Here is a 24,813-nt window from a genome sequence, read left to right on the forward strand (position 1 = left end):
TCGCGATGATCAGCCGCTGCCCGTCGAAGGGCGCGTCCTTGCCCGCTTCGGCCATTTCAGCATCGGCCCTCATGCCCGCGTTGGCCGCGTCGCGGGCGGCCTTGTCGGGATATTCGAACCAGCTGAGCACCACGGTCTCGCCGTCCTTGAGATCGACCGCCTTTTTGAGGTCGTTGATCCTGCCGTCGGGCACATCGTCGCCCCACGCCTCCAGGACGCGGGTGGCCCCATGCTTCCTGAAGAATGGCAGCCCCAAACGGGCATGCTTCTCGAAAGCGTCGCGGTTGGCGGTGGGGACGGGGAGGAGGAATCCCTCGACATAGGTCATGGGTCTATTCCTTGGTTGGACCCTCCCCGGGACAAACCCCGGGGAGGAAAGGGCTCAGGCCAGCCGCTCGTCGAGGATCGGAGCGAAGCCGCCCCACATCATGCGCTTGCCGTCGAACACCGGTTCTTCCTGCTTCTGCATCCGCTCGTCGGCCATCAGCTTTTCCCAGCCGGCGTCGCGGGTGGCCTTGTCGGGCCATTCGACCCAGGAATAGACGACGTCCTCGCTGTCTTCCTTCAGCGTCGCGCGGTTGTAATCGGTGACCTTGCCGTCGGTAACGTCGTCGCCCCAGGTTTCGACGACGCGGAGCGCACCGAATTCCTTGAAGAGCACGGAGACCTTCTCGGCCATCTCGCGATAGGCTTCCTTCTTGTCCTTCGGCACCGGGATCAGATAGCCGTCGACATAGCCGGGCTTCTCCGCCGCGCCGGTATCCAGGATCGACTCGAACCCGGCATAGATCATCCGCTTGCCGTCGAAGGGCATGTCCTTGCCCATGTCGGCCATCGCCGGATCGCTCATCATCTTCGCATTGGCGGCATCGCGGGCAGCCTTGTCGGGATATTCGAGCCAGCTGAAGAGGACGGTTTCGTTCTCCTCGAGATTCACCGACTTCTTCAGGTCGTTGATCTTGCCGTCGGGCACGTCGTCGCCCCAGGTCTCGACGAAGCGAGTCGCGCCAAGACGCTTGAACAGATCGACCGCGCTCTGGGCGTGCCTGAGATACGCATCCTTGTTGGCGGTGGGGACGGGGGTGAGGAATCCTTCGACATAGGTCATGGTCGCTCTCCTGATACGGCCGATTCAGGCGGCCTGAGGTTCTGGTTTGAAATCGGCAAGCTGGGCGGCAAGCGCGCGCTGGAAGGCGGGGCGGGCCAGCGCACGGGCGAGATAGTCCGCCAGCACGGGTCGGCTTGAAACAAGATCGGTGTCCTGAGCCAGTCGCAGCACCGTGGCCATCGCGATATCGGCGACGCTGAAGCTGCCGGCCAGCCATTCGCGCCCTTCGATCGCGTCGGACAGCTTATCGAGTCGCCCGCCTGCGAAGTCGAGCAGGCTTGGGCGGCGCAGCTTCGCCCATTCCTGATCCGCGGCGAAGATCGAGATGTTGCCCAGCTCGAACATCATCGGCTCGACGCTGTTATAGGCAGCGAACAGCCATGAGATCGCGGTGGCGCGGCCTTGCGGGTCGCGCGGGAGCAGCCGTTCGTCGCGCTCGCCCAAATGGAGCAGGATCGCGCCGCTTTCGAACAGCTCGATATCGCCATCCCTGACCACGGGCACCTGACCCCAGGGCTGCTCGTCGAAATAGTCCGCCGGGCGTGGGCTGGTCGCGCTCAACAGGCGCATGCGATAGGGCAGGCCGAGTTCCTCGCACGCCCAGCGCGGCCGCAGATCGCGGACAAAGCCTTTGGCGAAATCGGGGACCCAGTCGAAGCCGGTGATCTCGATGGTCATGGCGCTTATCCGTTCGCCGCAGCTTCTATCGCGGCGATGTCGATCTTCTTCATCGTCATCATCGCTTCGAAGCCGCGCTTCGAGCGGGCGTGATCGGGATCGGTCAGCAGATCGAGCAGGATGCGCGGCGAGATCTGCCAGCTGAAGCCCCATTTGTCCTTGCACCAGCCGCACGCGCTTTCCTGTCCGCCATTGCCGACGATCGCGTTCCACAGCCGGTCGGTTTCCTCCTGATCCTCGGTGACGATCATGAAGGACACGCTTTCATTGGGCTTGAAGTTCGGCCCGCCATTAAGCGCGGAATAGCTGCGCCCGGCCAGCGTGAAATCGACGACCAGTTCGCCGCCTTCCTTCATGCTGGGATTGTCCGAAGGCGATGCGATCACCTTATCGATGCGGCTGTCGGGCAACAGCGAACAATAGAATTCGGCGGCTTCCTTGCCCGCGCCGTCGAACCAAAGGACGGTTGTGATCTTGTCGGTCATGTCAGTCTCTCCCTGGATGGCCCCAAAGCGATTCCGTTCAGGCGTCGCCTTCCTTCTTCATTCCCTTAAGCAGCGCGTAGATCGCCATTGCATGCCCGTGACCCAGCTCGAACTCGGCCTTCAGCGCGTCGGTTATCGTGCCGGCCTTCACGCCCGGGGCGAGCTTTCCTTCGGCGGTCCAGCCTTTCGCGGCGGCCCATGCGCGGAAGTCGTCGGGGCGCTTGCCGGTCCTGGTTTCGATGTTGGTGAGATATGCCTGAAAGGACATCGGAGTTCCCCGTTCAGGCCGGCTCGTGCGCCGGGCCGTCCGGAAAGGCCGACATGGCGGCTTCCATGTCCATGAACATCGGTTCGAAGATATGGCCGTCCGGATCCTCGAACGAGCGGCCGTACATGAAGCCCATATCCTGCTTCTCGCGAATGTCGGCCTTGCCGCCCGCGGCCGCCGCCTTCTCGACGATCGCGTCGACGGCGTCTCGGCTGTCGCGCGAGATGCAGATCAGCACTTCGGTGGTCGCGCTCGAATCCGCGATCGCCTTCGGGGTGAAGGTCTGGAAGAAGTCCTTCGCCAGGATCATGAACACGATCGTGTCGCTGAGCTGCATCGCGGATGCCATCTCGTTGCTGAAGCGCTCGTCCTTGGTGCAGCCGATCGCTTCGTAGAAGGCGGTCGATTTGGCCACGTCGGTAACTGGCAGGTTCACGAAGATCATCTGGGTCATTGTGTCTCTCCTGTCGGGGGAACCGGATGTGGATCAGGCGGGGATCGCGGTGGCGTCCATATGGAAGGGGCCGAAGCCGTGGCCGTCCGGGTCCTCGAACCCGACGCTGTACATGAAGCCTTCGTCCTCGACGCCGTGGACCTCGCGTCCGCCGGTGGCGAGCGCGGCCTTGAAGATGGCGTCGACCGCGTCGCGGCTGTCCATCGACAGCGCGAACAGATTGGCGGTGACCGCATGCGTGTCGGCGATGGCCTTCGACGTGATGCCACGAAAGGCATCGTGGCTGACCAGCATGAAGCTGACGGCGTCGCCCCAGTTCATCGCGGCGCCATTCTCGCTGCTGGGAAAGGCCGGGTCCTGCGTCATGCCGATCGCTTCATAGAAGGCGACCGACGCGGCGACGTTCGAAACGGGCAGGCTGATGAAGAGCTTCCTGGTCATCCAAATCTCCTGTCGAGGATCGCTTAAACCTCAGCTTTTGCCGGGGTGCGAATCACTTGCTTGATCTGTCTGCTCTCATGAGTTACAAAAAACAACCATGAAGTTAAAAAAAGTGACTCAAACGGAAAAGCCGGGCCGCAATCGCTGGTATGACGATGCGTGCGGAACCGCGCTGGCGCTGGAGCTGGTGGGCGAACGCTGGTCGCTGCTGATCGTTCGCGAGTTGATGTATGGCGGGCGGCGATTCAGCGAATTGAAGGCCAATCTGAGCGGGATCAGCGCCAATATCCTGACCCAGCGGCTGGAGGGGATGGAAGCTTCGGGTATCCTTGTCCGCAAGAAGCTGCCGCCGCCGGCTTCGGTTCAGATCTACGAACTGACGCCGTGGGGCTATGAAAGCGAGATCGCGATCCGCGAGCTGGGCCGCTGGGCCGCGCGGTCGCCGCTGCACGATCCGACGCTGCCGCTGTCGGCCGCATCGCTGATGACGTCTTTCCGCACGATGATCGCAGCGGATCGCGTGGGCAGCGAGGAAGCGACGGTCGGCTTCATCTTCGGGCCGGAGAGCTTCCTTGCGCGGATCGCGAAGGGCTGGATCGAGATCCGGCGCGCCGGGACCGACGATGCCGATCTGGTGTTCGACAGCGACCCGATGAGTCTCGCTTCGGTGGTGTATGGCGGGCGGCCGATTTCGGATGCCGAGGGTGCAGGCGTGCTGACGCTGCGCGGCGACCGCGCGCTGGCCGAGCGGTTCGTGACCTGGTTTCCGTTGCCGGCGAAGACGGGCTGAACGTCACCCCCGCCTTGTGCCGGGGTCTACCTTTCATCCATCCTGATTTCTCAACAGGGGCGGAAACCCAGCGCCACAGCCAGATCGCGCCAGTCCGGATTATCGCGCTCGATCAGATTTAGCTTCGAAATAGACAAGCATCAGCACCCGATGCTCGGACGTGAACCCGCCCGTGATACCTTCGCGATGCTGGTATATCCGTCTCACCAGGTCAGATGTCGCACCGGTGTAGAAGGTTCCGTTGCGGCGGCTCGTCTGCGGCGGCTCGTCAGAACATAGACGCAAGGTAGCCGCTCTCGTCTCATATCCGGGACTCGCCGCCTGGTGGACCCCGGCACAAGGCCGGGGTGACGGAGGGAGGAAGTCAGCTCCGCCGGCCGGCCCGCAGTTCCTCGCAGCTGCTCAGCACGCTGCACTGGCCGCGTCCGCCCGAGCCGCGCGCGCAGGCGGCGGCGAGGCGTTCGGCGCGGGGCAGGCCGATGACCAGCGCGCAGCTGTCGCGATTGTCGTTCGGGTGCGTGTCGCGATTGTTGTACATCGGGTGGCGCGGCTTGCGCGGCTTCACATAGACCTTCTTCACCACGGTGCGGACGACCGGCTTGGGCCGATCCACGGGAACCGGCGGGAGGATGGTGCCGCCGCCGCGCAGTTCGGAGCGATAGACCGCGGCGATGCACTTCACCTCGCGGCAATCGTTGCGCCGGTCCTCGAACGCGAAGCGATCTTCCTCCTGCACGTCGAGTCGCGACTGCGATGCGCCGCGCGCGGCGTTGGTCCATTGCATGGCGAGCTGGTGATCGAGGTCCATCAGCATCCGGTTGCCGCACACCATCCATTCCGCCTGAGCCAGCCGGTCGGAACAGGAAAAGGTCTGGTCGCCCGAAAAAGGCACCGCCGGCGTTGCGGTCGGGCTGGGTGTGGGAGTCGGCTTCGGGGCGGGGGCCGGGCCCCAGCAGCCGCCAAGGAGCAACAGCGCGGCAATCGGCGCGAATCTTCCGAGCATGGCTTTCCCCTTTTGCCGCGCCCCTTGCGGGGACTCAGTCGACATGACGTCAAGGTGTCACGAATGACTTGTGAAGGGAAGCCTTTGGCGTTGCGGTGGCGCGGGCAAGTCTCTACCTCGCCTTCCGAGTCCGCCAGCGGACGGACAGGAACCGAGACGAAAATGGCCGATATCCCGAACACCTTGCCTGACAGCCGCACGACGACGATCCTCGAAGCGCCCGACAAGATGGTGAAGGTGCGCGACGTCTTCGGCCTCGATATCGACATGGAGGTGCCCGCGTTCAGCGTGGCCGACGAACGCGTGCCCGATCTCGATCCGGCCTATGTGTTCGATGCCGACACCACGCTGGCGATCCTGGCGGGCTTTGCGCACAATCGCCGCGTGATGGTGCAGGGCTATCACGGCACCGGCAAATCGACTCATATCGAGCAGGTGGCCGCGCGGCTGAACTGGCCGTGCATCCGCATCAATCTCGACGCGCATATCAGCCGTATCGACCTGATCGGCCGCGACGCGATCGTCCTGAAGGACGGCAAGCAGATCACCGAGTTCAAGGAAGGCCTGCTGCCCTGGGCGCTGCAGACGCCGACGGCTCTGGTGTTCGACGAATATGACGCCGGCCGCCCGGACGTGATGTTCGTGATCCAGCGCGTGCTGGAGACCGAAGGCAAGCTGACGCTGCTCGACCAGAACCGCGTGATCCGCCCGAACCCCTATTTCCGTCTTTTCGCCACCGCAAACACGGTGGGCCTGGGCGACACCAGCGGCCTGTATCACGGCACCCAGCAGATCAATCAGGGCCAGATGGACCGCTGGAACATCGTGGTCACGCTGAACTATCTGCCCGCTGCGGTGGAAGCGCAGATCGTGCTCGCCAAGTCGGGCGAATACGACAAGCCCGATGGCAAGCAGGTGGTCGAGAACATGGTCCGCGTGGCCGACCTGACCCGCAAGGGCTTCATCAACGGCGACATCTCGACCGTGATGAGCCCGCGCACCGTCATCACCTGGGCGCAGAACGCGCTGATCTTCGGCGACGTCGGCTTCGCGTTCCGCCTGTCGTTCCTCAACAAGTGCGATGAAGCCGAGCGGGCGCAGGTAGCGGAATATTACCAGCGCGTATTCGGGACCGACCTGCCCGAGAGCGTGGTCGCCAAGGCCTGACATCACGACTGCGATGGCGGCCTGGAGGTGGGCCGCCACCGCCAGGTAGCCGAATGGGCGGGACGGATTGTTTCGCTTCCGTCCCCCCCCCGCTAGCGTCGATTGACCGTGGGGGACCGGATGAGCGAAGTTTTAAAATCGCGGCCTATAGTCGCCGGCGGCATCGTCGTGGCGACGGGGATTGTCTCGGCGTCGCTGCTGTCTGGCGCCGCGCCGGCGCCTGTGCCGCTTACTGCGTTCACCGCGAAGGTCAGCGGACTGGCGGTCATCCCGTACGATGCTCCCCAGCCTGGTACGGAGCGTGTGGTGCGCCGCGGCGACAACATCTTTTCCGGGCGTATCGGCATCGACCATGGTGCGCTGCTGAAGTCGTGGCTCAGGGTCAGTGTTTCGGGCCTCGACTATTATCTGGGTCCCAGCGATCCGCTGCTGGCGGCGGAGGCCGCCGGGGGCGACCTCCCGCGAGGCGCGAAGGTATATTGCCATCGCGAGGAACTGGATCGGATGAAGACTGCGCCGTCGCGGCTCATCAACAATCGCTGGCGATACAATCTCCGGACGCGCCTGTGCCTTGTCGATGGCGAGGCGGACGGTACTTTCGACCATGCCTTCCTGATCGGCACGATCACGCCCGCGGACTGGCGAATGACGCCGATCGACCCGGTGCGCTACCAGCCGCACCGGGAGGTCGATCTGGGCAAGGGGTACGAACTCAGGATCTATTATACGAACAAGAATCCAAACGCCGGGCACCGACTCATGGCGTCCCTGACGATGCGCGATAGTCTGGTCGATCTCGCCTGGATTCGCGTCGGCGGCAGGAAGATCAGCCAGAAGACCGGTTTCGATACCGGCAAGCCGTATCGCTTCGCGCTGGGGAACACGATATTGTCAGTGACCGGGCCGGGTGAGGGCGGCGTGAAAATCCGCTATGACAGCAACGCGGGGACGCAGGCGTTCGATTATGGCCTCGTCAATCGCTATGTCGGCCCGATCACAATCTATATCTGACCAAAGCGCTGTTCCCGCGTGCGCGGCTGCGCGGCTGTGCTAATCGTCGTCCCGCGCGGTGAAACGGGTATCGCCCGGCTTCTCGCGCGGGAGGATTTCGACCAGCAGCGCGATCCCCAGCCAGACGGCGAGGGTGGGCTGGATATTGGGCGGGATCGTCGCGTTTTCGGTCAGCATCAGGCGCAGAATGCGCGGAAAGAAACCGATCAGGACTGCGGCCATCAGCGCATAGGCGAACCGGTTCGGGCTGGCGCTGACATAGAGCAGGGTGATCACCACCGTCGCGGTGAAGAACAGGGTCATCGCGAAGTCGCGCTGGCTCAGCGTCTCGGTGCCGGCCATCACGAAGCCGAGTACGGCACCGAAGAAGATGCCGAGGCCGCTATGATTCGCGCGATACTCGCTCTCGGTCATCCGGCCCCAGCCGGGCCATTCCGGGGCGAGCCGGTTTTTCAGCTTCTTCCACCACGGCTTCTTCCAGAAACGCATCGCCACTCCCCTTCGCGAAGCGGCCGGTGCATCATCGGAGGCAGCGCGCGCAAGCCCCGAACCCTTTAGGACTTGCATCACGGGGGCGCTCTCCCCCATTTGCGCGGCGATGGCCGCCGACTCTCCTCTCGAAAAGCTGCGCAACGTGCTGGGCGGATCCGCCCGGGCGCTGGCCGATAATGCCGAGGTCGAGCTGGCCTTCACCGCCGATGCCCCGTTGCAGAACGGCAAGAGCATCAAGGTGCCGATGCCTTCGCGCAGTCTGCCCGCCGATCAGGTGGCGGAGGCGCGCGGCTTTGCCGACGGGTTCGCACTGCGGCTTAAGCTGCACGATGGCGCGCTGCACAACCGCATCGCGCCGCGCGAGGCGGTGGCGCGGGCGGTGTTCGATGCGGTGGAAACGGCGCGGGTCGAGGCGCTGGGATCGAAGGGCTATGCGGGCATCGCGGCCAATCTGGAGCACAGCCTCGAGATGAAGCTGCGCTCGGATCCGATCAGCCGGGCGCGGGGCAAGGACGAAGTGCCGCTGTCGACCGCGATCGGGCTGATGGTGCGCGAGCGGCTGACCGGGCGTGAAGCGCCGGCCAATGCGGCGATGGGCATGGCGCTGGTGCGCGACTGGATCGAGGAGAAGGCCGGCAGCGATCTCGACGCGCTGAGCCTTGCGATCGACGACCAGCAGGCCTTCGCCACGCTGACCACGCGGCTGTTGCAGGATCTCGAACTGGTCGAAGGGGACATGATCCCCGACGAGAGCGACGAAGGCGGCGGCGAGGACGAAGGCACCGAGGATCAGGACGACAGCGGCGACGATCAGGGCGAGTCCGAAGCGCAGCAGGGCGAAGGCGATGTCGAGGCGCGCGGCGAGCAGCGCGAAGGCGACGATGCCGACCAGCAGGGCCAGGAAGACCAGTCCGAAGCGATGGACGACGGCGAGGGCGCCGAAGGCGATGAGGGCGAGGACGGGATGCTTCCCGTGCGGCCCAACCGGCCCTGGTCCGATCTGCCGCCGCAATTCGAGTACAAGCCCTATACCCGCCAGTTCGACGAAGAGATCGCGGCGACCGAGCTGTGCGATTCCGAGGAACTCGACCGGCTGCGTTCCTATCTCGACCAGCAGCTGGTGCACCTCCAGGGCGTGGTGACCAAGCTCGCCAACCGGCTGCAGCGGCGGCTGATGGCGCAGCAGAACCGCAGCTGGGACTTCGATCAGGAGGAAGGCATCCTCGACGCGGCGCGGCTGGCGCGCGTGGTGGTCAATCCGATGCTGTCGCTCAGCTACAAGCGCGAGCGCGACACCGAGTTCAAGGACACGGTGGTGACGATCCTGATCGACAATTCGGGGTCGATGCGCGGGCGGCCGATCAGCATCGCGGCGATCAGCGCGGACATCCTCGCCCGTACGCTGGAGCGCGTCGGGGTGAAGACCGAGATTCTCGGCTTCACCACCCGCGCGTGGAAGGGCGGACAGGCGCGCGAGAAATGGCTGGCCGATGGCCGCCCCGCGCAGCCGGGCCGCCTCAACGACGTGCGCCACATCGTTTACAAGCAGGCTGACGAGCCGTGGCGCCGCGCGAAGAAGTCGCTCGGGCTGATGATGCGCGAAGGGCTGCTCAAGGAGAATATCGACGGCGAGGCGCTGCTTTGGGCGCACAACCGGATCATCGCGCGGCCCGAGGACCGCAAGGTGCTGATGGTGATCTCCGACGGCGCGCCGGTGGATGACTCCACCCTGTCGGTCAATTCGGGCAGCTATCTGGAGCGGCACCTGCGGCAGGTGATCGCGTGGATCGAGACGAGATCGCCGGTCGAGCTGACCGCGATCGGCATCGGACACGACGTGACCCGCTATTACCAGAAAGCCGTGACGATCATGGATGCCGAACAGCTGGCCGGTACGATGATCGAGCAGCTCGCCGCCTTGTTCGACAGCGAATGACGATGGCCGGTCCGCGAGCGGATCGGTGGTGATCGTTCCGCCGCCGGGCGGCTTTGCCGGACCGGTCAAGCGATCGGTGACGATCGCCGGGCACCAGACATCGATCAGTCTCGAACCCATCTTCTGGGAAGCGCTCGAAGCCGCGGCGGTCGAGCGTGGTTTGCCGCTGAGCGCCTTGGTGGCGCTGATCGATCATGCGCGGATCGGGGCGGAGGAGCCGCCCAACCTGGCGAGCGCGATCCGTAGCTGGCTGATAAGCCTCTAGAAAATCCCGCTAGTGCCGCGCGGACAACGCATTTGCACGCCCGATACGCATTACGACAATCCGGTATATTTTGCGACAATGATGCGAAAGAATCGCATTAGCGTTGACACTGCGAATGACTCTCAATAGCTGGCCCGCAACGGCATTCGATCGTTGAGTCAAAAAAAGGGGCAGTAGCTTGACCAAATCCAACTCCGCCGCGCGCTCGGGCGCGTCGTTCCTCGCGCTTGCCTGTGTCGGTTTCATCGCCACGGCTCCGGCCGCGCAGGCCTTCACCGCCGATGATCCGGTGGTGCTCGCGGACGAGGATCAGGACGCACCGAAGCAGGATCGCGAGCAGATCGTCGTGAAGGGCGCCAAGGCCCAGCCGGCTCAGGCCAGCCCCAAGGCGACCCGCACCGTGCGCGATACGCCGCAGACCGTCACGGTCATCAGCGGCGAGACGATCGAGCAGCAGAACCTGCTGACGCTGCGCGACATGCTGTCGACCGTTCCCGGCATCACCTTCGGCGCGGCCGAGGGCGGCAGCCCGCCGGCGGATTCGATCAACCTGCGCGGCTATTCGGCCGGCAGCGACATCACCCAGGACGGCGTGCGCGACAGCGCGGCGTATAACCGCTCGGACTCGTTCAACCTCGAGCAGCTCGAAATCGTCAACGGCGCCAATTCGGTGCAGGGCGGTTCGGGTTCGGTCGGCGGCTCGATCAACATCGTGACCAAGCGGCCCAAGGCGGAGACCGGCGGTGTAGTGACCGCAGGTATCGGCACCGACGAATATTATCGCGGCACCGTGGACCTCAACTGGCGCGCCAGCGATCTGATCGCGCTTCGCCTCAACGCGATGGTTCACCAGAACGACGTTCCGGGCCGCGACGTCGAGAATTACAAGCGCTGGGGCGTCGCGCCGTCGGCAACGATCGGCGTCGATGGTCCGACCCGCCTGATCTTCCAATATGTCCATCAGGAAGACGACAACATCCCGCAATACGGGGTGCCCTATTACAACAACGGGGTGAGCACCGGCGCGCTGACCGGCGTCGATCGCAGCGACTATTTCGGATACCGCAACGTCGATACGCAGGAGATCACCGTCGATCAGGCGACGATCACCTTCGAGCATGAGATCAGCGACAATGTCTCGATCCGCAATCTCGCCCGCTGGCAGAATGTCGAGCAGCTGACGATCGTCGGCCCGCCGCAGGGCACCTACTGCCTCGCCAATGGCCGCACGCCGACCGGCGCCTTGTGCACCGCGACCTATAACGGTGCGTCGGTGACGCTGCCGGCCGGCTATTACCTGATCGGCGGCCCGCGCGGGAACGTGCGCGATTCGACCAACGAGCTGATGTACGACCAGCTCGACTTCCGCGCGGTGTTCAACACCGGCGCGGTCGAGCACACGCTGGTCGTCGGCGGCTCGGCAGGCTGGGAGAAGTATTTCCTCTCGACCGGCAACATCTATCGCAACGCCAACCGGACCGCGGCATTCAACTCGTTCCCGCTGGTGAACATCGCCAACCCGAACGAGGTCGTCACCGGCCCCGCCGGCTTCACCTATGGCAGCAACGTCTATAGCGGCCCGCTGAACTATATCGAAAGCGGCCGCCAGCAGGGCGAAGTCACCAACTATGCGGTCTATGCGTTCGACGCGATGAAGTTCGGCAAGTTCGAGATCAACGGCGGCATCCGCTATGAATCGAACAAGGGCACCTATCGCACCGACAGTTCGACCCCGGCGGCGACCACCACGGTGGCGCAGGGACCGGTCGTCACCGGCACGCCGCTGAGCAACCAGGCGGAGCTGTTCTCCTACCGCGTCGGGCTGGTCTATAAGCCGGTCGAGGCCGTGACCCTCTATGTCGCGCATGGCAATGCGAAGACCCCGTCGCAGAGCGCGGTCAACGGCGCCTGCACCGCCGCGACCTGCAACGTGCGTCCGGAAAGCGCGAAGAATTACGAAGTCGGCGCCAAGGCAGAAGTCGCCAATGGCCGGCTGCTGATCAGCCTCGCCGCGTTCCGCAACGAGCGCGACAGCTACAAGGTGCCGTCGAACGACCCGACGATCCCGGATCAGGTGCTGGACGGCCATTCGCGGGTGGACGGCGTTGCGTTCAGCGTGGTGGGCAAGATCACCCCCGCCTGGTCGGTGACCGCCAACTACACCTATCTGAAGCCCGAACTGGTCCAGTCGGTGTCGAACTTCTGTCTCGCCAATCCGAGCACGGCCTGCGGCAACACGCTTGCCAACCGCGACCCGGGCGCCGGGGCGGAGCTGCAGAACACGCCGAAGCATTCGGGCAGCCTGTTCACCACCTATGAGTTTCCGTTCGGCCTGACGATCGGCTACAGCGCGACCTATCAGGGCAGCTTCGCGCTGAACCTGCCGACCGCGGCCTCGGCCACCGTCTATCGCTCGGACGATTATCTGGTCCACAGCGCCTATGCCTCGTTCAAGTTCAACGATCATCTGAGCGCACAGCTCAACATCAAGAACTTCACCGACGAGCTCTACTACACCCGCATCCGCAACAATGGCTGGGCCACCCCCGGCGATGGTCGCGCCGCGGTGCTTTCGATCAATTTCGGGTTCTGACCCGAAAGGGGAGGAGCGGACGGCCTGGGTCCCAAGCGAGGCTGTCCGCTCCGTAACCCGCTAGAATTCCAAAAATGCGACGCACTCGCACTAGCATTGACTATGCGAACGCTTCGCAATAGCTGCCCCCGCAATAAAGACCGTATCGAGTCGAAAGGGGTTAGCCGTTGTCAAAGTCCAGTTCCGTCGCGCGCCAGGGGGCATCGTTCCTCGCGATCGCCGCTGTCGGCTTCATCGCGACCGCCCCTGCGCACGCGACGGTCAATGACGATCGGGTTCCGGCCGACACCTCGGACGATCAGGATGCGGCGCGGCAGGACAAGGACCAGATCGTCGTCAAGGGCGCCCGCAACAACGAGCAGGTCGGCCCCAAGGCGACCGCGCGCGTGGTCGATACGCCGCGCTCGGTGGTCGTGCTGCCCGAGGAAGTGATTCAGAGCAGCGGCTCGGCTTCGCTGGCGGAAGCGCTGCGCACCGTGCCGGGCATCACTTTCGGCGCGGCCGAGGGCGGCAATCCGATCGGCGACCGTCCCTTCATCCGCGGCTTCGACAGCCAGGGCAGCACTTATCTGGACGGCGTGCGCGATCCCGCGGCGCAGACCCGCGAAGTGTTCGCCACCGAACAGGTCCAGATCGTGCGCGGTTCGGATTCGACGCTGGGCGGCCGTGGCAGCGCCGGCGGTTCGATCAACATCATCTCGAAGCTGCCCGTCGCCGGCAATTTCGTCCGCGCCACGGGCAGCGCCGGCACCGCCGACTACAAGCGCGTCACCGGCGACGTGAACTACAACATCACCGACACGGTCGGCGTCCGCCTCACCGGCATGTGGCACGATCAGGACGTTGCGGGCCGCGATTCGATCTATTCCCGCCGCTGGGGCGTCTCGCCCTCGATCATCGTCGGCCTCGGCACCGACACGCGGCTGACCGCATCCTATTATTACATGGAAAGCCATGAGCTTCCCGACACCGGCATCCCCTATTTCTACACGATCGGGAATGCGCCGGGCACCGGCACCATCTATTCCGAACCGCTGATCGGCCGCGGCACGACCATCGGCGGCGCGACCGGCACGGTGGATCGCTCGACCTTCTACGGCCTCGAGAATCGCGACTATCGCGATGCGAACACGCATCAGGCGACGATGCGGATCGAGCATGATTTCGGCGACGTGACGCTGCGCAACACCACGCGCTTCAGCCACAATTACCAGGCCTATATCCTGACCCAGCCCGACGATCAGCAGGGCAACGTCTATGGCACCAACGCCGCGACGAGCGCGACCGCGGGCGGGCTGGTGTGGCGCCGCGCCAACACCCGCTACGGCTATGTCGAGGGGCTGATCAACCAGACCGACCTGTTCGGCAGCTTCGCGACCGGATCGGTGAAGCACAGCTTCTCGGTCGGCGTCGAAGCCAGCTCGGAAAAGGCGCGTCGCGGCACCTTTGTGCTGGCGACCGGATCGACTGTCTCGCCGCGTTGCAACGCGACCCAGATCGGCCGCTACAACTGCACCAGCCTGTTCAATCCGAACCCGGCCGATCCGTGGGTGAACTACGCCAGCGACACCTCGACCACCCCGGTGGTGATCGGCAAGACTCAGCCGATCCAGGAGACCGAGAACCGGGCGAGCACCGTGTCGGCCTATGCGTTCGATTCGATCACCATCATGCCGTCGCTGATCCTCAATCTCGGCGCGCGCTTCGACCGGTTCGAATCCACGGTGATCCCGGGTCAGGCGGTGACCGCGACCAGCACCTTCGAACTCAGCCGCACCGACGAAATCTTCAACTGGCAGGCGGGCCTGGTGTTCAAGCCGACCTCGAACACCTCGGTCTATGCCAGCTACGCCACTGCCGCGACGCCGCCGAACAGCCTGATCGGCGAAGGTCAGGAAGGCAACGCGCTGGGCACCACCAACACCGCAGCGGCGCTGGCGCTGCTCGACTCGCTGAAGGTCGAGAAGACCCGCTCGTACGAGCTCGGCGTGAAGGGCGACTTCTTCGGCAACCAGCTCGCAGCAGGCGTCGCGGTCTTCCAGACCGACACCGAGAATGCCCGCGTCACCGGCCCGAACAACACGGTGGAATTCATCGGCCAGCGTCGCATCCGCGGCGTCGAGGTGAACTTCAACGGCAACGTCACCCGCTGGTGGACGGTGTTCGGCGGCTACACCTATCTCGACGCCGAGATCGTCGATGGCGGCTTCACCGCGCTGACGGTGGCCGCGAACGGTGCGGCTCCGGCGACCGTCGCGCTGGTCCCCTCGGTCAATACCGGCCGTCAGGCGACCCAGACCGCGAAGCACAGCTTCACCCTGTGGACCGAGTTCAAGCCGACCAGCCGCTTCTCGATCGGCGGCGGTGCCTTCTACACCAGCCGCGTATTCGGCGGCTATTCGGACAACCGCAGCGCGACGCAGACGAGTGCGGGCGTTGTGACGGTGAACCCGGCGACCAAGGTTCTGGTCCGCACCGTGCCGGCATATTGGCGCTTCGATCTGCGCGCCGCCTACAAGGTGAACGACAATGTCGAGCTGAGCGTCAACGTGAACAACGTGACCGACGAAGTGTATTTCAACCAGGCGTACACCGCCCACTATGCGTCGATCGCGCCGGGCCGCTCGGCGTTCGCCACGATCAGCTTTAAGTATTAGTGCGAGAGGGATGACCGAGTCTTTCGACCAGATCTCCCGCGAAGACATCGCCGCCCGCCTCTCCGGTTCGCCGGAGGCGCGGGCGGCTTTGATTCGTGAAGGCGCCGAGGCCGGGGTGGCGGAGGCGCAGGCGGTGCTGGGGCAGATGCTGCTCGACACCGGCGACGCGGCCGCGGGGTTCGGCTGGTTCGAGAAGGCCGCGCGGCAGGGTCACCTGATGGCACTCAACATGCTGGGGCGCTGCTACGATCTTGGCTGGGGCGTCGCCATCGACAAGGCTCGCGCGGCGGATTGCTTCCGCATCGCCGCCGATCGCGGGCTCGACTGGGCGATGTACAATTACGGCACCGCGCTGGCGCTGGGCGAGGGTTTGACCGAGGACAAGGCGGCGGCGCTCGGCTGGTTCGAAAAGGCTGCGGCGATGGGCAATGCCAAGGCGATCAACCATGTCGGCAGCTTCCACGAGGATGGCTGGGTGGTGCCGCGCGACGTGAAGAAGGCCGCCGCATTCTATGCCCGGGCGGCCGAGGGCGGCGACTTCCGTGGTGCGTTCAACCATGCGCGGATGCTGATCGCGGCGGGCGACCGGGCGGCGGCGCGGCGCTGGCTGGCGCGCAGCGCGGAAACGGCCACGCCGGCTTTCGTCGGCAAGGCGAAGGCATGGCTGGCGGCGAACGGCGTCGCGGAACTGGCCGATGCGATGAAGGAACCCACGGCATGATGATCGCGATCCCCGACCTGCTCGACGCCGGAACCGTTGCGCGGCTGCGTACGATCATCGACGCCGCCGAGTGGGTCGATGGCAATGTCACGTCCGGCCACCAGTCGGCGCTGGCGAAGAAGAACGAGCAATTGCCGGAGGGCAGCGCGGCAGCGAAAGAAGCGGGCGGGATCATCCTGAACGCGCTGGGTCAGTCGCCTTTGTTCTTCGCGGCGGCGCTGCCGCTCAAGGTCTTCCCGCCCTTGTTCAACCGCTATGGTGAGGGCCAGACCTTCGGCACGCATGTCGACAATGCGATCCGCATCCAGCGCGGCACCGATTTCCGTATCCGCAGCGACCTTTCGATCACGGTCTTCCTCGAGGATCCGGCCAATTACGATGGCGGCGAGCTGGTGGTGGAGGATCATTATGGCGTGCAGCGGGTGAAGCTGCCGGCAGGCCATGCGGTGCTCTATCCTTCGTCGAGCCTCCACCATGTGACCCCGGTGACGCGCGGCGCGCGGGTGGCGAGTTTCTTCTGGCTGCAATCGATGATCCGCGACGACAGCGCGCGGCGCATCCTGTTCGATCTCGACCAGTCGGTGCAGCGGCTGACGGGCGAGCTGGGCGGGACCGATCGCAGCGTGATCGAGCTTACGGGCGTGTATCACAATCTGTTGCGGCGGTGGGCGGACGCCTGAGACCTCCTAAATTCCTCTCCGTTCCGGGGAGGAATTTATCGGGCCAGCATCTCCGCCAGCGCGGGGGAGATAACCTCACGTATCGCGCCGCCATCGCGCACGGCCATATGCATCGCCAACCCCTCGCGCTCCGCCACCGCCGGCGCGTCCGCGCCCAGCACGGTCAGCGCCGTCGCCCAGGCATCGGCGAACATGCATTCGGCATGGATCACCGTCACCTGCGCCACGCCATTGGCGATCGGGCCGCCGGTGCGCGGATCGAGGGTGTGCGAATAGCGGCGGCCGTCGGCGACGAAGTTGCGCTGGCCCGCGCCCGAGGTGGCGACCGCGAGGCCGTGGAGCGCGATGCGGATCGGCGCGAGGCCCGCGACCGGCTCGAGATCGACCCACCAGGGCTGGCCATCCGGCTTCACCCCTTCGCCGAGCAGTTCCCCGCCCGTTTCGACGAGGAAGTCGCCGTGCCCGGTCTCGCGCAGATACCGGGCGATGGCGTCCACCGCATAGCCTTTGGCGATCCCCGAGAAGTCGAGGGCGGCCGGGCCGGTGCGGCGGGCGCGGAGCAGGGCCGGGTCATGCTCGATGCTGCCGCCGCGCGTGGCGGCGATCTCGGCTGCGGACGGCAGGCCGGAGCGCGGGCCGGGCGGACCGAAGCCCCACAGATCGACGAGTGCCCCCATTGCGGGATCGAAGGCACCATTGCTGGCCGCTGCGACCGAAAGCCCCGCGCCGAGGACGCGGGAAAGCGCCGGGTCGAGCTGCTGCCACGCACCCGGCGCGGCGCGATTGAAGCGGCACAGGTCCGAGCCGGGCTCCCAATGGCTCATCCGCGCGACGATGCGGTCGAGCACGGCGAGGATTCCGGTTTCGGTATCCGGGCGAGCGGTGACGATGCGAGCGGACCAGCTGGTACCCATCGTCTCGCCGCCGAACGACGAGACGTCAGAATCACTGCGCCGGCGGTGGAAGGCCGCCGGCGACAATGATTTCGGTAGTGCGAGGCGGGGACCGCTCAGTTGGTCTGGACTTCGATCGTGGTCATGTAGTTCGCGCGGCGCGGCGGCGGGCCCGAGGGCGCCGGACGCGGCGCGGCGCCCGCTGCCGGGGCAGCGCCCGGAGCACCGGCACCCGGGCCGCCCATGCCTTCGCCGCGGCCCCCCGGCTGCGTCACGTTGACCCAGTACATGCCGGCGTCCGGCAGGGTGAAGGTCACCTTGCCCTGCGCGTCGGTCTTGAGATCGATCTGGTTCAGGTCGTGGCGATAACGGATACCGCCATTGATGATCGTCACGGTCAGGTTCGCGCCGGGCTTGCCGTCCAGCAGGAACTGGAAGGTGGCGGCTTCGCCGGCGACGACATCGTTCGGATGGGTGACCGGAACCAGTTCGATGCCCTTGCCGGCCGGCTTGAAGATCGTGTCGCTGGGCGCGCCTTGCGTCACATAGATTTCGTTGCGGCCGATATTTTCCGAGGTGCGGACATTGGTCGCGCCCGCCGGGATCGCCTGCGCCAGATTGGCGGCGTTGGTGCCGCGTGGCAGCTGCTTGGTCTCGCCGTTCAGCTCGTACGAACCGAACACGCCTTCATTGACGATGGCGATGCGATAGGTGCCCTGCTGGGTCAGGTGGACGTCGAAGGTGGCACGGAGCTGGCCGACCTTGTGGTTCTCGACCGTGCCTTCGGTGCCGTCGGGCTGGGTGACCTTGGGCATCGCCGCCAGCGGGCGGTGGTCGAAGAAGAACAGATCGTTCGACACCGCGGCGTCGACCGAGATCCAGTTATCCTCGCCCGAGACGATGGTGGACGACGGCAGCATCCACTGGCGGTGGGCCAGCGCCGCGGGAACGGCGAGGGTGGCGACCGCGGCGACGGCGATCAGCGAGTTGCGCATGTTGAACATAGAGGTCTGACCTTTAGCGCTTGAGGGTGAGCGAAACGGCGCCGAGTTCCTTCGAACCGCTGCCCTTCACGGAGACGGCCTTCGAGCCGTCCCAGACGAATTCGAGGCGAACCTTTTCGAGCCCGCCGACTTCGCGCGAAGCCTCGACGGTCACGAAATACTTGCCGGGCGACAGGTTGGGCAGCGCGCTGCGCCCGCCGGCGAAGCTGAGCTTGTGCGTGCCCGGCGCCTTGGTCGCGCTCGAGATGCCGTCGGCCGGGAACTTCATCGTGCGGCCCGACGCGCGCCACCAGGTGCGGATGTCGGTCAGCCACTTGGTGCCCTTGTTGCCTTCCTTCGCATCCTGATCGTACCAGACGGCGAGCGTCCTGGTCGGGCCGCCTTCCTTCTGGATCCACACCGCGACATAGGGCCGGTGATACTCGGCGACCTTGAGCTGCGGGATGGTGACGCTCAGGTCGAGCGTCTGGGCCGCGGCGGCGCCGGGAACCAGCGCGCCCGCGCCGATCGCGGCGGCGGTGGCGATGCCGGACAGACGATACTCCATGATACGGTTCCTCCTAGTGGATGAAGAAGATGGCGAGCGCCGCCGGAATGGCGAGGCCGGCGATGACGAGCGGCCAGGTGCTCTTGCGGTGCTTCGAATGAAGCCACAGCAGCACGAGGCCGGTGAGCGTGAAGACCATGCAGGCCAGCACGAAGATATCGATGAACCACTTCCACACCGCGCCCGAATTGCGGCCCTTGTGAAGGTCGTTGAGGTACGAGACCCAGCCGCGGCTGGTATTCTCGGTGGTCACTTCGCCGGTGGCGCGATCGATCGAGATCCAGCTGTCGCCACCGGGCCGGGGCTTGCCGAGATAGATTTCATCGGCGGACCAGTCGGCCTCGCCCGAGGCGCGGGTCTTGAGATTGGTCTCGAGCCAGGTGCGGACTTCGGCGGGGAAGGGCTTTTTCGCATCCGGTGTGTCGTTCGGCGCGATCGCGGGCAGCAGGTTCTGCGGCAGCTGCGCCTTCGCTTCGGTGACGACCGGAGTCGCTTCGATCTCGGCGGCGTGATTGAGCGTGAAGCCGGTGATTGCGAACAGCAGCAGCCCGATCAGGCTGATCGCCGAGCTGACCCAGTGCCAGGTGTGAAGCTGCTTGAGCCAGAAGGCCTTGCGCCCGCGCTTCTTTGGGGCCGGCTTCGTTGCCGGTGGAGTCGGGGCATGCATCTGGCGGGTCGGGTCTCGAATGATTCGGTTGACCGCCAGTAACGCGAACGATTCGCAATTGCAATTTTTTGGGGTGGGGAAATTGTAACGAAATGTACCGCGAGCGATCGGATTTCGCTGTGGTTTTCGAACCGATCGCCGCTCCGGACTCCGAAGCGGCGATCGGTCGAAACGGGTTTATTCGCGGCCGAGCAGGACGCGGGCCTGACCCGCGATCTGCGCCAGCATCGCGGCGTTGGGCGTCGGCGCCTGACGCGCGCGGGCGATGAGGGCGGCGAACTGGCCGACACGGGCCTGGTTCTCCGCCAGCCATGCCTCGACCGCGGCCTGCGGATCCCTGTCCTTCACGCGGGACAGGAATTCGAGGCGGAGCTGCTGGAAATCGCGGGCGAGGCCGGCGATCAGCAGGCGTTCCCACGGATCGCCGGTCGTGATCCGCGCGGCGGTCGACTGTGCCCAGTCGAGGCCGAGCGCCTGACCGAGCTGCGTGAACGCGCGGGTGAGGACGGTTTCGTCGATCTTCCGCCGCTCGCCCAGATCGGCAAGGCCGATCGCGCCATCGAGCTCGAACAGACGAACGACCTTCGCCACCAGATCGCTCGGCGCGCCAGCGGCTTCGAGCCGGGCCGAGATGCGGCTGGACTGCGCCTTCACTTCGTCGAGCAGCAGCGCCTTGGTCTGCTTGTCGAGGCTGTCGATGCCGGGCTTGAGCCGGGCGATGACATCGGCCGGGCTGGCGCCGGGGCGGCAGACGCGGAGCAGATCGGCGATCTGGCCGCGCACCGCGACCGCGACTTCGTCGAGCAGCGCGATACGCGCGCCTTCGCTGATCTTCGCGGTTTCGATCGCCTGCCAGATGGCGGGCAGGCCCAGCAGGCGTTCGGCGACGACGAACATCGCGGCGATGTCGCGCATCGAGGCGCCTTCTTCCTCACCCAGTTCGAACGGGTGGAGCACGCCCAACCGGTTCACCACGCGGTTGGCCAGCTTGGTCGCGACGATTTCCGGACGCAGGCGATGTTCGTCGATCGCCTTGGCGAACGTCTTCTGCATCGCGGCGGGGAAGGCGGCGTGAAGATCGCTGACCAGCGCGGCGTCCTGGCCGAGATTGCCGTTCTCGATCGCGTCCTGCAGCGCGAGCTTGCAGCTGGCCAGCAGGATGGCGAGCTCGGGCCGGGTGAGGCCACGGCCTTCCTGCGCGCGGCGGAGCAGATCGTCGTTGGTGCCGAGGCCCTCGACCACGCGGTCCAGGCGGCCCGCGGCTTCGAGGATCTCGATCACGCGGACATAGCTGGGCAGCGAGACTGCGCCGTCATTCTCCATGAAGGAGAGCGCCAGCGTCTGGAGGCGGTTATCCTCCAGCACCAGATGCGCGACATCGTCGGTCATCGACGCGAGCAGCGTGTTGCGATCGTCGAATTCGAGACGGCCTTCGATCACTTCGCGGTTCAGCGCGATCTTGATGTTGACCTCGTTATCCGAGCAATCGACGCCGGCCGAATTGTCGATGAAGTCGGTGTTGATCCGCCCGCCATGCGAGGCAAAGGCGATGCGCGCAGCCTGGGTGACGCCCAGATTGGCGCCTTCGCCGATCACCCGCGCCCGGACTTCCTCGGCATTGACGCGCAGACGGTCGTTGCCCGGATCGCGGGCGTCCAGATGGCTCTCCGCCGCCGCCTTGATATAGGTGCCGATGCCGCCGAACCACAGCAGATCGACCTGCGCCTTGAGGATCAGGTTGATCAGGCTGGTCGGGTCGATCTCGTCGATCGAAACACCCAGCATCTCCTGAACCTGCGGGGTGAGCTTGATGCTCTTCTCGGTGCGGGCATAGACGCCGCCGCCTTTCGAGATCAGCGACGGATTATAGTCGGCCCAGCTCGAACGCGGCAGCGCGAACATGCGGCTGCGCTCGTCCCAGCTCTTGGCCGGATCGGGATCGGGATCGAGGAAGATGTGGCGATGGTCGTAGGCAGCGACCAGCTTGATCGCCTTCGACAGCAGCATCCCGTTGCCGAACACGTCGCCCGACATGTCGCCGCAGCCCGCGACGCGCACCGGCTCGGACTGAACGTCCACGCCCATTTCGAGGAAGTGGCGCTGGACCGAGACCCAGCCGCCCTTGGCGGTGATGCCCATCGCCTTGTGGTCATAGCCGTGGCTGCCGCCAGAGGCGAAGGCGTCGCCCAGCCAGAAGCCCTTGTCCACGGCGATCGCGTTGGCGACGTCGGAGAAGGTCGCGGTGCCCTTGTCGGCGGCGACGACGAAATAGGGATCGTCGCCGTCGAGGATCGCCACGCCCTGCGGATGGACCACCTTGCCCTTCACGATATTGTCGGTGATCGACAGCAGGGTGCGGATGAAGATGCGATAGCTCTCGGTACCTTCGGCGAACCATGCGTCGCGGTCGATCGCGGGCGAGGGGAGCTGCTTGGGATAGAAGCCGCCCTTGGCGCCGGTCGGCACGATCACAGCGTTCTTCACGCGCTGCGCCTTCATCAGATCGAGGATCTCGCTGCGGAAATCGTCGCGACGATCGGACCAGCGCAGGCCGCCGCGCGCGACCGGGCCGGCGCGCAGATGGATGCCCTCGACGCGCGGGCTGTACACCCAGATCTCGCGCCACGGCAGCGGACGGGGAAGGCCCGGGACCAGCGAACTGTCGAACTTGAACGCCAGCGCTTCCTTGGCAGCCGGCGCATAGGCATTGGTGCGCAGGGTCGCGAGGATCACGCCGCGGATCGCGCGCAGGATGCGGTCGTCGTCGATCGCCGAGACATTGTCGAGGCCGGTATCGATCGACGCGGATGCGGCTGCGATCGCCGCGTCGTCCTTGCCCGCGCGGGCCGGGTCGTGCGCGGCGGCGAACCGCTCGATCAGCGCGGCGGCGACGGCGGGCGCGCGGCGCAGCGCATCGACCACGGTGACCATGCCGTAGTTCATGCCGGTCTGACGCAGATAGCGGAACCAGGCGCGGAACAGCACGACCGATGCCGGCTTCATGCCGGTTTCGACGATCAGGCGGTTGAACGCGTCATTTTCCGCCGTGCCTTCGAGCACCGCGGCGATGGCGTTCTCGACCAGCTCGGGATCGCTGGCCAGCACCGGTGCGGGGGTGGCGAGGGCGACTTCGAAATCATGAATGAAGGTGCCGCTGTCGCCGGTCAGCTCGGTCGGGATCTCCTCGATCACGCGGAAGCCGAAATTCTCGAACACCGGCACCGCGTCCGACAGCGCCAGCGCGCCGCCCTGGGCATAGAGCTTGATGCGATATTCGCCGGCCTTGTCCGTCACCGGGCAGATGCGGACCGAGCGATCGGCGGCCGTCTTCAGCGCCGCGATGCGGACGATGTCGCGCGCGGCTTCCTCGGCGGTACCGGCGGCGCGATAGGCCGGGGGGAAGGAGGCGGCATAGCGCAGCGCGAGCCGGGTCGAGCCGGTGTCGCCCTGATCGGCGAGCGCGGCTTCGACTGCAGGCACCCAGCCGCGCACCATCCTCTTGAGGCGATCGTCGAGCGCGGCGGTTTCGGGGATCACGCCGCCATCGCGCAGATCGAGCGTGTAGCGCAGCAGCGCGACGACGCCATCTTCCAGCGCGATCGACCAGTTGATCATGCGCGCATTGGCAGCTTGGGCCAGCATGTCGCCGATCGCGGTGCGGCGGCCGGTCGACACGTCGTCGCGGGGCAGCCAGACGAAGGCGAACAGATGGCGCTTGAGCGGGCTGGGGACCAGCACCAGCTTCGCGCGGGGCCGGTCGGCGACCGACATCGAGGTCAGCACCAGCGTTTCGAGCGCGGCGGGATCGAAGGCGGTGGTCAGGTCGTGCGGCAGCGCGGTCAGCGCATGCGCCATCGCCTTGCCGGTATGACCCTTCGGATTGAAGCCGAACTTGGCTTCCAGCGCCTTGAGGCGCGCGCGCAGCAGCGGCACTTCCTCGGGCAGCGAGAACAAAGCGGCGCTGGTCCACAGACCCGCATGGATCGACAGGCCGGTGACTTCGGCGCCGGTCAGGATCGGCAGCACCACGATGTCGAGCGGCACGCGGCGATGCACGGTGGAGATGCAGTTGGACTTGAGCAGGAGAGGGGCTTCGCCGCCTTCCTTGAACCAGCGCACGGCTGCGTCGCGCGACCCCTGCGCCAGGATCGGCGCGGTCTGCGAATAGCGGATGATGCCGAGTTCCTCGGTGGTCGTGCCGTCCACGCGCCACTTTTCGTGCGCCAGCAGCGTCATCGCACCACCCTGGAACCAGCGCAGCAGCGCCTCGCCTTCGGGCGTGGGCACATGCGCGGCATCGGCGCCCATCGCCGATTGCAGCGCGCGCCAGTCCTCGACCGCGGCGCGGACCTGTTCGAGCGTCCGTTCCAGTTCGGCGGTGACGGCGCGGCGCGTTCTCGCATCGGCGCGTTCGAGTTCGACATAGACCATCGACTCGGGCTTACCCTCGCCAATCTCGGTCAGTTCGCCCCTGGCGTCGCGGGTAACCTTGATGACCGGGTGGAGGACGCGGAGGATCGCGATGTCATGCGCGGCGAGCGCGCCCGAGATGGAATCCACCAGGAACGGCATATCGTCGTTGATGACCGCCAGCCGCATCCGGCGGCCTTCGTCCTCATAGGTCTCCAGCGCGATCTTCGCGGTGGCGGGCGCGCGCTGGGCGGCGGCATCGGCAACGAAGCTGGCCGCTTCGGTGCGATCTCCCTCTCCAAATCCCTCGAGTTCGCCCGGCAATGCTCCTTCGAGCAGCCGGGCTTCGAACGCTTGTTTCAGCGCGCTGGTGATCTTCGGCATGGGCGTGTCTATGCGCCTGCCCGATGACCTTCTCAAGACCGGCGGAGCAATAAAGTATCAATAGAAACCAAATTGCGCTGACAGCGGTGGACCCGATAATTTTAGGTCGTCGAACCGTGTTTCAGGGGCGCTGAAACGATAAAGCGCCGGCGCGCTTCC

At 65.6% G+C, this 24,813-nt stretch carries 22 protein-coding genes and 2 pseudogenes; 9 read left to right on the forward strand and 15 right to left on the reverse strand.

Annotated elements, in window-relative coordinates; all coding sequences use genetic code 11:
* Window positions 1-31 precede the first annotated feature (31 nt).
* From HHL13_RS22650 to HHL13_RS21230, 7 genes and pseudogenes are all read right to left on the reverse strand, one after another.
* Window positions 32-328, reverse strand: a pseudogene (locus tag HHL13_RS22650) (DUF1428 domain-containing protein); the annotation flags it as partial.
* A 54-nt stretch (window positions 329-382) separates the two neighbouring features.
* Window positions 383-1,108 (reverse strand): DUF1428 domain-containing protein, encoded by a 726-nt coding sequence (locus tag HHL13_RS22875; RefSeq protein ID WP_169557969.1) that lies wholly within the window; start codon window positions 1,106-1,108, stop codon window positions 383-385.
* A gap of 24 nt (window positions 1,109-1,132) precedes the next feature.
* Entirely contained in the window at window positions 1,133-1,786 is a 654-nt protein-coding gene (locus tag HHL13_RS21210; protein ID WP_169557970.1) for a glutathione S-transferase family protein, read from the reverse strand.
* A gap of 5 nt (window positions 1,787-1,791) precedes the next feature.
* A complete protein-coding gene (locus HHL13_RS21215; protein ID WP_169557971.1) occupies window positions 1,792-2,271 on the reverse strand; it encodes a VOC family protein in 480 nt (159 codons plus the stop codon).
* Between the two features lie 37 nt (window positions 2,272-2,308).
* A complete protein-coding gene (locus HHL13_RS21220) occupies window positions 2,309-2,539 on the reverse strand; it encodes a DUF4287 domain-containing protein (RefSeq protein ID WP_169557972.1) in 231 nt (76 codons plus the stop codon).
* Between the two features lie 13 nt (window positions 2,540-2,552).
* The gene (locus tag HHL13_RS21225; RefSeq protein ID WP_169557973.1) at window positions 2,553-2,993 is read right to left on the reverse strand and encodes a VOC family protein; all 441 of its coding nucleotides are present in this window, start codon (window positions 2,991-2,993) and stop codon (window positions 2,553-2,555) included.
* Window positions 2,994-3,026: 33 nt separating this feature from the next.
* Window positions 3,027-3,434 (reverse strand): VOC family protein, encoded by a 408-nt coding sequence (locus tag HHL13_RS21230; RefSeq protein ID WP_169557974.1) that lies wholly within the window; start codon window positions 3,432-3,434, stop codon window positions 3,027-3,029.
* A 112-nt stretch (window positions 3,435-3,546) separates the two neighbouring features.
* On the opposite strand from HHL13_RS21230, the gene HHL13_RS21235 reads away from it, so the two are divergent.
* The gene (locus HHL13_RS21235; protein WP_346775624.1) at window positions 3,547-4,224 is read left to right on the forward strand and encodes a helix-turn-helix domain-containing protein; all 678 of its coding nucleotides are present in this window, start codon (window positions 3,547-3,549) and stop codon (window positions 4,222-4,224) included.
* Window positions 4,225-4,274: 50 nt separating this feature from the next.
* Here the strand turns inward: HHL13_RS21235 and HHL13_RS21240 are convergent.
* Both HHL13_RS21240 and HHL13_RS21245 read right to left on the reverse strand, forming a co-directional pair.
* Window positions 4,275-4,529, reverse strand: a pseudogene (locus HHL13_RS21240) (GIY-YIG nuclease family protein).
* A 59-nt stretch (window positions 4,530-4,588) separates the two neighbouring features.
* On the reverse strand, window positions 4,589-5,227 hold the full coding sequence (locus tag HHL13_RS21245) for a hypothetical protein (protein ID WP_169557976.1): 639 nt from the start codon (window positions 5,225-5,227) through the stop codon (window positions 4,589-4,591).
* A 162-nt stretch (window positions 5,228-5,389) separates the two neighbouring features.
* Here HHL13_RS21245 and cobS point away from each other — a divergent pair, with 162 nt between their 5' ends.
* A complete protein-coding gene (gene cobS / locus HHL13_RS21250; protein ID WP_169557977.1) occupies window positions 5,390-6,394 on the forward strand; it encodes a cobaltochelatase subunit CobS in 1,005 nt (334 codons plus the stop codon).
* 120 nt (window positions 6,395-6,514) lie between these two features.
* A complete protein-coding gene (locus HHL13_RS21255; protein WP_169557978.1) occupies window positions 6,515-7,405 on the forward strand; it encodes a hypothetical protein in 891 nt (296 codons plus the stop codon).
* Between the two features lie 39 nt (window positions 7,406-7,444).
* Here the strand turns inward: HHL13_RS21255 and HHL13_RS21260 are convergent, their stop codons facing one another.
* Complete coding sequence (locus HHL13_RS21260) at window positions 7,445-7,894, reverse strand: hypothetical protein (RefSeq protein ID WP_169557979.1); 450 nt, start codon at window positions 7,892-7,894, stop codon at window positions 7,445-7,447.
* A 109-nt stretch (window positions 7,895-8,003) separates the two neighbouring features.
* Between HHL13_RS21260 and cobT the strand changes: the two genes are divergently transcribed.
* The 6 genes from cobT (at window position 8,004) to HHL13_RS21290 (ending at window position 16,749) form a co-directional block, all read left to right on the forward strand.
* Complete coding sequence (cobT, locus tag HHL13_RS21265; RefSeq protein WP_169557980.1) at window positions 8,004-9,833, forward strand: cobaltochelatase subunit CobT; 1,830 nt, start codon at window positions 8,004-8,006, stop codon at window positions 9,831-9,833.
* 28 nt (window positions 9,834-9,861) lie between these two features.
* Window positions 9,862-10,098, forward strand: coding sequence for a ribbon-helix-helix domain-containing protein (locus HHL13_RS21270; RefSeq protein WP_346775630.1), 237 nt, complete (start codon window positions 9,862-9,864; stop codon window positions 10,096-10,098).
* 178 nt (window positions 10,099-10,276) lie between these two features.
* The gene (locus HHL13_RS21275) at window positions 10,277-12,691 is read left to right on the forward strand and encodes a TonB-dependent receptor (RefSeq protein WP_169557982.1); all 2,415 of its coding nucleotides are present in this window, start codon (window positions 10,277-10,279) and stop codon (window positions 12,689-12,691) included.
* Between the two features lie 167 nt (window positions 12,692-12,858).
* Window positions 12,859-15,348 carry a TonB-dependent receptor gene (locus HHL13_RS21280; protein WP_206377183.1) on the forward strand — a complete coding sequence of 830 codons (2,490 nt, stop codon included), beginning with the start codon at window positions 12,859-12,861 and terminating at the stop codon, window positions 15,346-15,348.
* 10 nt (window positions 15,349-15,358) lie between these two features.
* Window positions 15,359-16,069: a tetratricopeptide repeat protein gene (locus tag HHL13_RS21285; protein WP_169557983.1), complete on the forward strand. Its 711-nt coding sequence runs from the start codon at window positions 15,359-15,361 to the stop codon at window positions 16,067-16,069.
* Window positions 16,066-16,749: a Fe2+-dependent dioxygenase gene (locus tag HHL13_RS21290; RefSeq protein ID WP_169557984.1), complete on the forward strand. Its 684-nt coding sequence runs from the start codon at window positions 16,066-16,068 to the stop codon at window positions 16,747-16,749. Before HHL13_RS21285 ends, HHL13_RS21290 begins: the two co-directional genes overlap by 4 nt.
* Before the next feature lie 35 nt (window positions 16,750-16,784).
* Here the strand turns inward: HHL13_RS21290 and HHL13_RS21295 are convergent, their stop codons facing one another.
* The 5 genes from HHL13_RS21295 to HHL13_RS21315 all read right to left on the reverse strand — a co-directional run bounded on the left by HHL13_RS21295 (window position 16,785) and on the right by HHL13_RS21315 (window position 24,654).
* Entirely contained in the window at window positions 16,785-17,663 is an 879-nt protein-coding gene (locus tag HHL13_RS21295; RefSeq protein ID WP_169557985.1) for an FAD:protein FMN transferase, read from the reverse strand.
* 95 nt (window positions 17,664-17,758) lie between these two features.
* Window positions 17,759-18,646: a DUF4198 domain-containing protein gene (locus tag HHL13_RS21300; RefSeq protein WP_169557986.1), complete on the reverse strand. Its 888-nt coding sequence runs from the start codon at window positions 18,644-18,646 to the stop codon at window positions 17,759-17,761.
* 13 nt (window positions 18,647-18,659) lie between these two features.
* Window positions 18,660-19,193, reverse strand: coding sequence for a DUF2271 domain-containing protein (locus HHL13_RS21305; RefSeq protein WP_169557987.1), 534 nt, complete (start codon window positions 19,191-19,193; stop codon window positions 18,660-18,662).
* Between the two features lie 13 nt (window positions 19,194-19,206).
* Window positions 19,207-19,860 (reverse strand): PepSY-associated TM helix domain-containing protein, encoded by a 654-nt coding sequence (locus HHL13_RS21310; RefSeq protein ID WP_169557988.1) that lies wholly within the window; start codon window positions 19,858-19,860, stop codon window positions 19,207-19,209.
* A 177-nt stretch (window positions 19,861-20,037) separates the two neighbouring features.
* Window positions 20,038-24,654 carry an NAD-glutamate dehydrogenase domain-containing protein gene (locus tag HHL13_RS21315; protein ID WP_169557989.1) on the reverse strand — a complete coding sequence of 1,539 codons (4,617 nt, stop codon included), beginning with the start codon at window positions 24,652-24,654 and terminating at the stop codon, window positions 20,038-20,040.
* Window positions 24,655-24,813: the final 159 nt, after the last annotated feature.

Source organism: Sphingomonas sp. G-3-2-10, assembly GCF_012927115.1.
Lineage (GTDB): Bacteria > Pseudomonadota > Alphaproteobacteria > Sphingomonadales > Sphingomonadaceae > Sphingomonas.